This is a genomic window from Vallitalea longa (assembly GCF_027923465.1).
Classification (GTDB): Bacteria; Bacillota; Clostridia; order Lachnospirales; family Vallitaleaceae; genus Vallitalea; species Vallitalea longa.
The window spans coordinates 146,761-159,360 of sequence record NZ_BRLB01000008.1; the positions used below are offsets into that span (position 1 = coordinate 146,761).

9 protein-coding genes are annotated in these 12,600 nt (G+C 29.9%); 2 read left to right on the top strand and 7 right to left on the bottom strand.

What is annotated here, in order from left to right; translation table 11 throughout:
* Positions 1 to 7: 7 nt before the first annotated feature.
* The gene (locus QMG30_RS13880) at positions 8 to 3,232 is read left to right on the top strand and encodes a DEAD/DEAH box helicase (protein WP_281816314.1); all 3,225 of its coding nucleotides are present in this window, start codon (positions 8 to 10) and stop codon (positions 3,230 to 3,232) included.
* 279 nt (positions 3,233 to 3,511) lie between these two features.
* On the opposite strand, the gene splB is transcribed toward QMG30_RS13880, so the two are convergent.
* From splB to QMG30_RS13905, 5 genes are all read right to left on the bottom strand, one after another.
* Positions 3,512 to 4,522, bottom strand: a complete 1,011-nt coding sequence (splB, locus tag QMG30_RS13885) for a spore photoproduct lyase (protein ID WP_330680748.1) — start codon at positions 4,520 to 4,522, stop codon at positions 3,512 to 3,514.
* Between the two features lie 10 nt (positions 4,523 to 4,532).
* Entirely contained in the window at positions 4,533 to 5,498 is a 966-nt protein-coding gene (gene uvsE / locus QMG30_RS13890; RefSeq protein WP_281816317.1) for a UV DNA damage repair endonuclease UvsE, read from the bottom strand.
* Positions 5,499 to 5,765: 267 nt separating this feature from the next.
* Complete coding sequence (locus QMG30_RS13895) at positions 5,766 to 6,638, bottom strand: DUF3881 family protein (protein ID WP_281816318.1); 873 nt, start codon at positions 6,636 to 6,638, stop codon at positions 5,766 to 5,768.
* A 102-nt stretch (positions 6,639 to 6,740) separates the two neighbouring features.
* Positions 6,741 to 8,018 (bottom strand): O-acetylhomoserine aminocarboxypropyltransferase/cysteine synthase family protein, encoded by a 1,278-nt coding sequence (locus QMG30_RS13900; RefSeq protein ID WP_281816320.1) that lies wholly within the window; start codon positions 8,016 to 8,018, stop codon positions 6,741 to 6,743.
* 264 nt (positions 8,019 to 8,282) lie between these two features.
* The gene (locus tag QMG30_RS13905) at positions 8,283 to 9,194 is read right to left on the bottom strand and encodes a PhzF family isomerase (RefSeq protein WP_281816323.1); all 912 of its coding nucleotides are present in this window, start codon (positions 9,192 to 9,194) and stop codon (positions 8,283 to 8,285) included.
* A 148-nt stretch (positions 9,195 to 9,342) separates the two neighbouring features.
* On the opposite strand from QMG30_RS13905, the gene QMG30_RS13910 reads away from it, so the two are divergent.
* The gene (locus QMG30_RS13910) at positions 9,343 to 9,696 is read left to right on the top strand and encodes a winged helix-turn-helix transcriptional regulator (RefSeq protein ID WP_281816326.1); all 354 of its coding nucleotides are present in this window, start codon (positions 9,343 to 9,345) and stop codon (positions 9,694 to 9,696) included.
* 179 nt (positions 9,697 to 9,875) lie between these two features.
* On the opposite strand, the gene QMG30_RS13915 is transcribed toward QMG30_RS13910, so the two are convergent.
* Complete coding sequence (locus QMG30_RS13915; RefSeq protein ID WP_281816328.1) at positions 9,876 to 11,069, bottom strand: sugar ABC transporter permease; 1,194 nt, start codon at positions 11,067 to 11,069, stop codon at positions 9,876 to 9,878.
* Positions 11,070 to 11,071: 2 nt separating this feature from the next.
* Entirely contained in the window at positions 11,072 to 12,592 is a 1,521-nt protein-coding gene (locus tag QMG30_RS13920) for a xylose ABC transporter ATP-binding protein (RefSeq protein ID WP_281816332.1), read from the bottom strand.
* Positions 12,593 to 12,600 lie beyond the last annotated feature (8 nt).

Sequence of the window (12,600 nt, forward strand, 5' to 3'; positions counted from 1 at the left end):
TGAAATAGTGATACAATTTTCTCTTGATGATATAAGAAGATTATGTAATGAAAGAACCTTCATGAAAGGTGTTAAATATTATAATAAAGGTCATGTTCAAGACATTAACTTTTATACAGATTTTTTTGACATAAAAGTCAAGGGTTCTGATTTATATAAAGTCTTATTAGAATTTGACCATAACACTGGAAAAATCAATTATATGGAATGCGATTGCAAAGCTTTCCAAAAATATTATGGTGCCTGTAAACATATTGTAGCTTCATTATTGACTATTTTATATAGACAAGATGAATTCAACAAAAATTATATTACCAATTCATATGATAATGTAATTGAAAATTTTTCCAAAGCCATCATAGGACAGACTACTAAAAAAATCAAAAAAATACCCGTTAATATAGAAATCACTTTTTTCCCAGTTAATATATATAATAACTATTATTCATCATCTTATAATCTCAGAATAGGAGAAAAACGCTTATATACATTGAGAAACTTCTTAGAATTTTATAAGAAATATAAATCTGGCGGCAGTTTAACTTTTGGTAAAGAATTCATTTTTAATACTGACCACCATTATTTCAATAATGCTGACAAAGAATTTATAGACATACTTGGAGATTATTTTGAAACTGAAAAATTCATAAGTAGAGATACCGTCTACAAAAATGATTATACCGGTTATAAAAACAATATAGCTCTACCTGAAACTTACATTAATAAAACACTGTCTATCCTTGAAAATAAGAACTTCAATATTAATTATAACGATATTATCTATAGGAATTGTAACATTATCGATAATGATATCAATATGGAATTCCAAGTAAAAAAATCAAATAATGTATTTACAATAACTGTTAAAAACAATGGTAAATTCTTCAGATTAACTAGAGATTGCAAATATGTATTTTACAATAATAATATTTATAAGTTATCTCCTGAAAAACAAGAGCTATTTCATGTTATTGATAAAACATTCAATAACAAAACTAAATCAATAGAACTCAGTTTTAACTATAAACACAAATTCGTATCAACAATACTTCCTGTCCTAAAAGAATTAGGAACAGTTACTATGGATAAAGAAATATCCGAGAAACTATATACAGGAGAATTCTCTTGTGAAATTTATCTTGATAAATACTATGATACTGTAAAAGGAACCATTGATTTTATTTATGGGGATTACAAAATTGGTATTATACCCAAGAATAAACCTGATTTACCAAAAGATATAATTTTAGTACAAGATATTAAAAGAGAAGCTCGTATTCTTAATCTTCTAAGAGAATCTTCATGTATTAAACTAGATGAAAATGATTTTTTTACTATTGAAGATGAAACTTCCTTATATGATTTCATTTATTACTATCTTCCTAGATTGCAACAATTAGCTACTGTATACTACTCAGAAAGCTTTAAGAATATCCATATCAAAGAAGATTTTAATATGCAGGGTGGCATTAGGTTAAGCCAAGATTCTAATATGTTAGAAATATCTTTTAATATTGATGGTATAGACGAAGAAGAATTGGTTTCAATAATTAAATCACTAAAAGAGAAAAAACGCTACTATAAATTAAAAAATGGTGGATTCCTACCTCTTGATAATCAAGAAACCAAAAACATATCCAATATAATAAATGAACTTAATTTATCATCAAAAGACTTTAAAAACAAAGTTATAGAAATTCCTAAATATAGAGCATTCTATCTTGATACTTTGTTAAAAGAAAAGAAAGTGAATGTATTAAGACGACATGAAGGCTTCAATAAATTAGTTAATGATATCATAAATCCTGTAGATAAAGAATTCTCTCCACCTAAAGAGCTAGAGAATATATTAAGAGATTACCAAAAATATGGTTTCATATGGTTAAAATCTTTATCTTATTATGGATTTGGAGGAATACTTGCTGATGACATGGGACTTGGTAAAACTTTACAATCAATCGCTCTAATCAAATCTACAGAAACTAAAAATCCTTCATTGGTTATTGCCCCTACTTCCCTTGTATACAACTGGGCTGATGAAATCAATAAATTCGCTCCTGATTTAAAAGTCTTGATATTAACTGGAAACAAAAAGGAAAGAGAAAAGCTTTTTGTAGATATTGATGAGAATGATGTTGTTATAACGTCGTATGGTCTATTAAAAAGAGATATAGAAGACTATTCCAACTACTTGTTCGAATACTGTTTTATTGATGAAGCACAACATATTAAAAATCCTAATTCGCTGAATGCAAAATCTGTAAAACTCATTCCTTCAAAAGTAAGGTTTGCTTTAACAGGTACACCTATAGAGAATTCTTTAATTGAATTATGGTCCATATTTGACTTTATATTACCAGGTTATTTATTAAGTAATAGGAAATTCACATCAAATTATGAACGTCCCATTATTAAAAATAATGATCAGGAAGCTCTTAAAAAGCTCAATAACCAAATAAATCCATTTATACTTAGAAGGCTTAAAACAGATGTATTGACCGAATTGCCTCCTAAAATAGAAACTAAGATATCAACTGATTTGACTGATAATCAAAAAAAGATTTATTTAGCATATTTACAAAAAACGAAGAAAGAGATTGTTGAAGAAATCACTCTCAATGGTTTTAATAAAAGTAAAATGAAAATATTAGCTGCACTTACAAGGCTTAGACAAATATGCTGTCATCCTGGAACTTTTATTGAAGATTATAAAGGTGATAGCGGCAAATTACAATTGTTGTTGGAATTAGTTACAGATGCAGTTGAAAGTGGACATAGGATGCTTATATTCTCAAGTTTCACAAGTATGCTTGCCATAATTAAAAACTTACTTGATGCTAATGGAATAACTAATTATTATTTAGATGGCTCTACTAAATCGGAAAACCGTAGAGATCTAGTAAAAGATTTTAATGATGGTGATACTAGCGCTTTTCTTATATCTTTGAAAGCTGGTGGAACAGGACTTAATTTGACTGGTGCTGATATGGTTATTCATTATGATCCATGGTGGAATCCAGCTGTAGAGGAACAAGCGACTGACAGAGCCTATAGAATAGGTCAGGATAAGTCTGTTCAGGTTTTCAAGTTAATTACTGCTGGTACTATAGAAGAAAGGATATATCAGTTGCAACAGAAGAAGAAATCTATGATTGATTCTATTATTAAGCCAGGGGAGACTATGTTGACTAAATTGAGTGAGGATGAGATTAAAGGATTGTTTGATATTTAAAAATAAACTTGTTTTAAGTTAAGTTTTATCTTAGCTCACAGAAAGATACGTTAATTATAGATATAGTGATTGATTAGTTTATATAGTTCACGGAAATATACGTTAGGGATAAATAGTTAGTTTTACTTCGCCTTACTCCTGAAGGATCGGACTTCGTAAAACTAACTATTTATCCTTTTTTGTTCTGTTTTTTGTTTTCATTTACTGTTTATTAGTTAGATAAAAGTAAATCATCTTATTTATTTTCATTTAGGTTTTAATAATTAGAGATTGGTTATATTAGATAATATATTTTATTTCGCTATCAGAGAAATATGTTGATAGTTCGTTGGTGAAGAAGGTTTTCATTTCAGATAGTTGGTCTTTGTTGTAAACATATTTACCGTAACCGAACTGACCGTATTTGAATGTTCTTTCTTCATCGGTCATGGGAAGTTTGGTTTCTGGGAATATGTCATTGATTCTATTTTTGGCTTTGGTGGTATATCTATGGGATATTATTTCGAAAGTTATATTTTTATGATTATCCACAGGTAGACTATTATTTAGATCTTTTATTAACATACTATATTCTGTTTCCCAATTGTCATAAAGGAATACGGGAGCTATTATAAAGCCTATTGGATAGCCTGCATTTAGGACTTTGGCAGCTGCTTGGATTCTATTTTTGGCGTTAGGGGTTCTGTGTTCATAGGTGTTAATAACTTTGTCTGTATTTAAACTGAATCTTACTGTAGTATGTCCATTATGCTTAGCATTGACTATATCTTCTATATTAGTGAATTTAGTTACGAAGCGAAATCTTCCTAGTTCTTCTTTTGCAAAGAATTCAATAGTTTTTTTGAGTGCATGGGTATATGGTTCTACAGGTAGAGGATCTGACGTTGCCGCTCCTTCGAATATTGTAACTTCTCCCTCTCTTTCATTTATATATTTCTTAGCTCTGTCTAGTATTTCATCTATGTTCACATATATTCTTGTATATGGTTTATCTCCTAGCTGGGTGTTAAGGTAGCAATACTCACATTGACCTATACATCCTGTTACAAGGGGTAATTGATAATGGGCAGAAGGTTTGCATGTCTGGAAAGTTAAACTTTTTTTGACACCTATTACTAGAGTATTTTTACCCTGCTTATATTTTTCCATTTTAGTAGATCCAGGAATACCTTTTGTTCTGGTAGTTTCCAGCATTATAAGTTCTATATCTTTATTTTTGAAATTGTTATATAGCTCTTCTCCCAAGGGATACTTTAGAGCATCTTTTTCTATCAAAACTCTTTTGGGCATAAACATTTTTTCACCTCACTATTTCAAATGTTGTTTTATCTATATAATTCCAATTTTCTTTTAACCTCTTTAGGTCATCCATTAGCTTAAATAAAGCTTTTTCTTTTTTCTTTGACTCAAGCATGATATCAAAATCTCTATCTATTTCATTTTTTACAAGTTCAATGAAGTCTACAAATTCATTCGCAAATATATAATCTGAATGTTTTCTATCTAATTTATCATCTCTTCCACTTGAGTAATGAATTTTGGGTAACCATACATCATTATTCCAGGTATTGAATATATCCTCAATATAGTCTTCTAATTTTTCTCCTTCATTATTACATTTATAATGGTGTGCATCTAATACCATAGGAACTTTTAATTTATTACATAGATTTAGAACGTCAATAATGTTAAAAGTCTTATCATCATTCTCAATAATAATTTTGTCGGTAATAATTTTAGGGAAAAGCCTGAAATTAGTAATAAACCTATTTAGTGCTTCTTTTTTACCACCACTCGAACCGCCTACATGAATAATAATTTTAGAATTACTAAGATTTATATCTTCTAATATCATTGCTAAAAAATAGAGATTAGTTATTGTTTTTTCTACTATTTGTTTATTGGTACTATTTATTACATTAAACTGGTCTGCATGTAGATCTATCCTCATATCATACTTTTTTATGATATTACCTATATATTTGAAATCAATGTTAAAATATTTTCTATAATCCCAGTCTTTTACATCTGGGTGAGTAGCTAAAGGGATTAAATTAGATGTTAATCTATAGAAATGAATATCATTCTCCATATTATAGGTTAAAATTTTCTCTAAATCTTGTAAGTTGGATAATGTAACTTTCTTTAACTTGTTTATTTTTTGTTCTGAGGTAAGTCCTTTATAATATCTATAGGTAACAACACTCGATGATGTGATTTTTTCTAAATTCAAAGCTAGAGAAACATATCCTAGTCGACACTTCATTTCTATTTATCCTCCTTGTCTTTACACTATTATTATTCTATTTAAATATTTTTTTATACCTGAAAATATTTTAAGAATAATATAAACTATTTATAATTTTGAATGTATGATTTTTTTATATTGTGTAATATTATGAGATTTGTTAACCTATATATATCAAGTTCAACAGAATTAAGACTAAGAAATTAATATTTCTTAAGATTACCGAATAAGTTTCGTAGAAAAAAAGTGTACATCACTGTACACTTTATAAAGTAACTTTTATTTTCAACTAAATTCCAAATAACCCTCAACATAACATATACCTTTGAATCTCATACCTTTTGAGGGAACACCGACTAAATCTTTTTTGTTAACACAAACTTGCAATTTAAAATTCAAGCATATCAAATCTAATATATATACCTTTTCTTTGGTTAAAGAATTGGTTTTTATTTTAAAATCCTCTATTGTTCCCAATATGGAATACTCAGCATCATTTAGCCCGTATGGGATAAAAAATCCTTCTAATATGGTTAATAGATCTTCATGTTTTGTCCTTACTTTGAATAATTCCGCTGACTGTTCAGCATCAATTTCCAATAATTGAAGTGCTTCTTCGTCACCATCCCTAGCAAGTTCTAGTAGATTAGCTCTCCACTCTTCTTCTTCTTGTTCCAGATTCTTATCTACTTGGTCTTTATTTATAGGTAATATTACTGTACCTTCCGTGGATAATGCAACTAATCTTATGTTCTCCACATAAGCTTCTTCATCTTCGTCTATATCTAAATAATCAACTACATTCTGAAGATAAAAAGTAATGGGATTACCAGTTTTTATATCTTCAAAATATACATAATAATCATCTTTATTATCAGAATATATCACATCAACTTCATCAATATCCATAGGTAATTTACCTTTTTTGTATGGTATAACAGAAAAAATTTTCATTTCTTCATTTTCATCTAATTCTCCTCTGACTATTATACCAAATGTGTCACCGTATTCTTTAAGAAGTTCTACCTTAATTTTATCTTTACCATAATTAGAAATATATTTCTCCGTAGGATTATTTATAATTTTTTGCACAATATCTTTTATTTTCTTATTCTCTACATAATCTTTAAAACCAACTGCACTCAAATATTGCTCCATTATCTTCACCACTCTTCTACATACTTAACTACTATTATAAAATTATATGTAGAATTATAGTAACATTACATATAGTAAATGTCTAGCCATATATTAAATAAATTATAATTGCTCTAAAGCATTTTCTAGATCATTAATGATATCTTCAATATTTTCTATACCAACTGAAAATCTAATTAGGTCCGGCTTAACACCTGAAGCAATCTGTTCTTCTTCAGTTAATTGTCTGTGAGTTGTACTGGCTGGATGCAAAATACAAGATCTAGTATCAGCTACATGAACAACCAACTTAATTAAATCAAGATTATCTATAAGCTTTTCTCCTGCTTCTCTTCCACCTTTAACACCAAATGTTAAAACTCCGCTGCATCCATTTGACAAATACTTCTTGGCAAGTTCATGAGTTGGATGACTTTCTAAGCCTGGATAAGTAACCCAAGCTATTTTATCATTTTTTTCAAGCCACTTAGCAGCTGCTAATGCATTATCACTATGACGTTCCATTCTAAGTGGTAGTGTCTCCAATCCGATATGCATCAAAAAGGCATTAAATGGGCTCATTGTCGCTCCAATATCTCTTAGTAATTGAACACGTACTTTGGTAATATATGCAGCCTCTTTAAAATCTCTAACATACACTACTCCATGATAGCTTTCATCTGGAGTTGTCATTTCTGGGAACTTTCCGTTATCCCAATTGAACTTACCACTATCAATTATCATACCACCTACACTTGTTGCATGGCCATCAGTATATTTGGTACAAGAATGAACTACAATATCTGCTCCATGTTCAAAAGGTCTACATAGATATGGTGTTGCAAAAGTATTATCCACTATTAGTGGAACATTATTATCATGTGCTAATGTTGAGAATTTATCAAAATCAAGAACATTAAGACTAGGGTTACCTATAGTCTCTGCAAAAACACCTTTTGTATTAGGTTTTACATAAGTCTTAAGTTCTTCAAGGCTGAGTTCAGGATCAACGAAAGTAACTTCGATACCATATTTACTTAATGTAGATTTAAGTAAAGTAAATGATCCACCATATAGAGTATTAGCTGCTAATAAGTGTTCTCCTGCTGTACATATAGTCATAATAGATAACAATGTAGCTGCCTGTCCAGATGAAGTAGCCATAGCTCCAACACCGCCTTCAAGCATAGCCATTTTTTTCTCTAGAGCCTCTACTGTCGGATTACTTATTCTTGAATACATATGACCTGCTGCCTGTAAATCAAATAATTTCGCTACTTCTTCACAAGTATCGTACTTATAAGTTGTACTCTGATATATCGGTAACACTCTCGGTTCTGAATTACCTGGTTCATATCCGCCTTGTACAGCTTTAGTTTCTATTTTCCATTTTTTGTCCATTATAGTACCCTCCTGTCTAAATATTGTTTATATTATAGAGTATATATTATAAAAATTCAATATAATAATTTACCAAAGTACCTGTAAAGAGCTATTTCAGCTATAGTAATAAATGGTACATTTATTTTTATTCATTAAATTTATATAAAATTGCATAATTTCCAACTTAATTCTATACGCACAATATGCAGTTTATAATGGTAGATTGAATTAGGCATATTGTGCTATAGAAATCAGTAGAAGGGAATTATTCAATTATCTTAATTAAATATTTATATATACACTGGTTTTAAAAACTATCATAGCATCCCCTATAATTTTTACTTCTATAGGTTCTTTATTATAAGTCTTAACGTGAACTTCCATTGTACCAGTTCTATTCATTGCTTCACCTTGCTTAGCTTTGAATTTAAATGTTTCATCAGTATAATCAACTACTTTATGATGAACCAGATAAGCTCCTAATGGACCATTAGCATTACCAGTCACAGGATCTTCCACTATTCCAATTGCAGGAGCAAACATTCTTCCTTTTACAAGAATATCTTTCTCATCAGAATCTAAAGTAAAAACATAATAACCATTACAGTCAATCAACTCACTTAGATTAGCAAGTTTAATTAAGTCAGGTTCAAGGTTGTTAAGTAATTCTAGGTTATTAATAGCTATCATAACTTTCGAATGACCTGTTGATACTATCTGTATAGGACAATTCTCAGCTAAATCATCTTCTGTTATGTTTAGTGCTGATAATAATATTTCTCTATTTTCGCCTAATATATAATTACCCAATTCTACTTTGCCTTGAGTCATTATTATTTTATAATCGTCATTTTCTTTTACTATATCCACAGGTAATATACCTGCACCTGTTTTTTGAATAACTCTCATGCTGTTTAATTGCTTTTCATATGCCCTTACATAATGTGCTGCTATAGTAGCATGCCCGCATATGGGGACTTCTTTAGTAGGAGTAAAATAGCGAAGATAAACATCATATTTATCACTATCTGAAGAAAATACAAATGCAGTTTCAGAGTTATTAAGTTCTCTTGCTATAGCCTGCATCATATGAGAAGTTAAACCATCTGCGTTAATTACAACACTTGCAGGATTTCCTTTGAATAATTCTTTTGTAAAAGAATCGACTTGATATAGATTGTATTTTTTCTTCACGTAATTGCACCTCACTAAATTAATTAAATCTATGTAAAATATCTTTACATAGGATATTATATACATTATTATAGAATAATTATAATATAATGCAAGTACGCACATTTTAATCAGTAACTAACCATTATGAAAGTAGAGGTGATATGTAATGAATGATAAAGCTTTAGAAGTTTTTCCCAACCTTAAAAACAGACAAAAAGATTTTATATGTTCTATTGGTTTTACAATGACAGTAATAGGAAGTAAATGGCGGGCAATAATGTTATGGCATATAATTAAAAATCAGCCTATACGATATGGAGAATTGAAAAAGATTATACCTAAGATCAGTCATAAAGTCTTATCTTCGGAATTAAAGCTTCTTGAAGAAGATGGGCTAATATATAGGAAAGCATATCCTACTATTCCCCCAAAAGTTGAATATATACCCACAGAAAGAGGGTTATCACTTGAAAATATTCTTGCTGAATTATGCAAATGGGGTAAGGAATATATGTCTTGATAGTATTAATATCAGATAAGATTACATAATATATTTTATGTAAATCCCATTGAAAATTTTTTAATAATTTTATTAAATAAGCTCAACTTTTTCACATAAGAACAACTATAGGCAAGCTTCTTAAAGAATATTATAAAGTGAAAAAGTTGAGTTATTAACTATTATCCAATTATTCCTATTTAGTTTTTCTTCTTGGTTGATATATCTACCCAAACCGCTAATAGAAGTATAAGTCCTTTTACGATATACTGCCAAGTCGGACCTACATTCATTAAACTCATACCATTGTTGAGAGTTGCCATAACTAATGCACCAATTATTGCACCTACTATAGTTCCTTCTCCACCCATGGTACTAGTTCCACCGATAATTGCTGATGCTATAACTTCAAGTTCAAGTCCTGCTCCAGCAGAAGCACTTGCAGCATTTAATCTTGCTGTAAAAATGATAGCTCCTAATGCAGATAATACTCCCATGGATGCAAATATTAATAGATTCCTTTGTTTGATATTGATACCTGATAATCTTGAAGCTTCTTTATTACCTCCAATAGCATATACATGTCTACCGAAAGTGGTATTCTTAGTAAGGAATGTATATAAAATACCCACTATCAAAACTAATACGATAGAATAAGGTACACCTTTATAAGATGCCATTATACCAAAGAAAATTGCTATAGCTATAGATATAGTAAGCATTTTTAAAATTTGTAAGTTATTTGGTATTATATCGAATTTATATTTTTTTCTTTCCCTTCTTTTCTTGATTTCTAAAATATTATAGATAATAATAGCAATTATACCTATAATAACTGTTGTCATATTAATAGAGGCAGAACCTATATTTATAGAGCCGATATTTGGAATATATCCTTGACCAAGAGCTTTAAAACTATCATCTAGGGGAGCAATGGTTGCCCCATTAGTTACACCTAGAAGAGCTCCTTTGAAAATCATCATACCCGCAAGAGTTACAATAAATGCAGGTACATTTCTGTAAGCAACCCAATAACCTTGCCATAATCCAATAAGTAGACCTGCAAATAAAGTCAATACTATAGTAAGTAGAGTTCCATAATGCAAATTGACTTGCAAAGTTGCAGCTACTGCTCCTAGAAATCCTACTACTGAACCAATTGATAGATCAATGTGACCGGCAACAATGACTAATACAACACCACAGGCTAGAATCGCTATATAGGATGTCTGAATGAATAGGTTGGATAAGTTCCTTGGCATTATGAATGTACCGCCAGTAAGTATTGTAAATATGATCATCAATCCGATTAATGCTATGAACATAGTATATTGTTTTATATTTTTCCTTAGTGATACTCTAATAAGATTTATAATTCCATTTTCTTTAGACATTTTTACATCCCTCCCGTTGCATATTGCATAACTACCTCTTGTGATGCTTCTTTATAATCAAGTTCACCTGTCAATTTACCTTCGTGCATAATAAGAATTCTATCACTCATCCCTAGAATCTCAGGAAGTTCAGATGAAATCATAATAATGGAAACACCTTTTTCTACCAACTCATTCATAATATTATATATCTCATATTTAGCTCCTACATCTATTCCTCTAGTTGGTTCATCTAGTATAAGAACCTTTGGATCAGCCATTAACCATTTGGCTAAAACAACTTTTTGTTGGTTACCTCCACTTAGATTACTGACTTTCTGTTCTATTGATGGCGTTTTAGTTTTTAGAGCTTTTACGTATTGATTAGTGATCTTAATCTCTTCATTGTCATTTATTACACCATTTCTAGATATTTTGTGCAGATTAGCTAATGTTGTATTTTCTTTTATATCCATTCCCAGAACAAGTCCATTTACTTTTCTATCTTCTGATAGATAACATAATCCTTTTCTGATAGCTGTTCTAGGATTATTGATGACTTCTTCTTTTCCTTCAATCTTAACCGTTCCAGATTTATTGACTCCATAAGAACCAAATAGACTCATAGCAAGTTCTGTTCTTCCTGCTCCCATAAGCCCTGCAATACCTAATATTTCTCCTTTTCTAGCAGTGAAAGAAATATTATCTAGCATTTTTTTATCAGGCATTTCTGGATTATATACAGTTAGATTGTCTACTTCAAGTACAGGCTCTAACGGTTTATGCTCTTTTCGTGGAAATCTCTGAGTTAATTCTCTACCTACCATTAAGGATATTATTTTATCCTCTGTCATACTATCATCATTTACCATTGTTGATATAGTCTGACCATCTCTAAGGATAGTTATATTGTCTGCTATATCTTTTACTTCATTTAATTTATGGGAAATATAAATGCATGTAACACCTTTACTCTTTAGTCCTCTAATAATATTAAGAAGGTTTTCACTTTCTGTCTCATTTAATGCTGCTGTAGGTTCATCTAATATTAGGATATTGACATTCTTAGATATAGCTTTCGCAATCTCAATTAATTGTTGTTTTCCTATTCCAAGTTTTATTATCTTAGTTAACGGATTATCGTCTAATCCGACTTCTTTCAATAATTTTGAAGTATTGGCTATTGTTTTGTTCCAATCTATCATACCCATTTTCTTGATTTCATTACCGAGATAAATATTTTCTGCTATATTCATCTCTTTAACTAGTGCAAGTTCCTGATATATGATAGCTATACCTGCATTTTCCGATTCTTTTATACCATTATATCTTTGTTCTTTTCCATCAAGCATTATTCTTCCTGTGTAACTACCATATGGATGAACCCCACTTAGTACTTTCATCAAAGTAGATTTTCCTGCACCATTTTCTCCTACTAAAGCATGAATTTCTCCTCTTTTTACTTGAAAATTAACATTATCAAGAGCTTTTACACCAGGGAAAATTTTAGTTATATCTTGCATCTCAAGTATATAGTCATTCATGCTAAGCA

Coding starts and splice junctions, on each gene's coding strand:
- uvsE (WP_281816317.1), bottom strand. CDS start 5,498: ATGAAGTGTCGACTAGGATATGTTTCTCTAGCTTTGAATTTAGAAAAA.
- QMG30_RS13920 (WP_281816332.1), bottom strand. CDS start 12,592: ATGAATGACTATATACTTGAGATGCAAGATATAACTAAAATTTTCCCT.
- QMG30_RS13910 (WP_281816326.1), top strand. CDS start 9,343: ATGAATGATAAAGCTTTAGAAGTTTTTCCCAACCTTAAAAACAGACAA.
- QMG30_RS13900 (WP_281816320.1), bottom strand. CDS start 8,018: ATGGACAAAAAATGGAAAATAGAAACTAAAGCTGTACAAGGCGGATAT.
- splB (WP_330680748.1), bottom strand. CDS start 4,522: ATGCCCAAAAGAGTTTTGATAGAAAAAGATGCTCTAAAGTATCCCTTG.
- QMG30_RS13895 (WP_281816318.1), bottom strand. CDS start 6,638: ATGGAGCAATATTTGAGTGCAGTTGGTTTTAAAGATTATGTAGAGAAT.
- QMG30_RS13915 (WP_281816328.1), bottom strand. CDS start 11,069: ATGTCTAAAGAAAATGGAATTATAAATCTTATTAGAGTATCACTAAGG.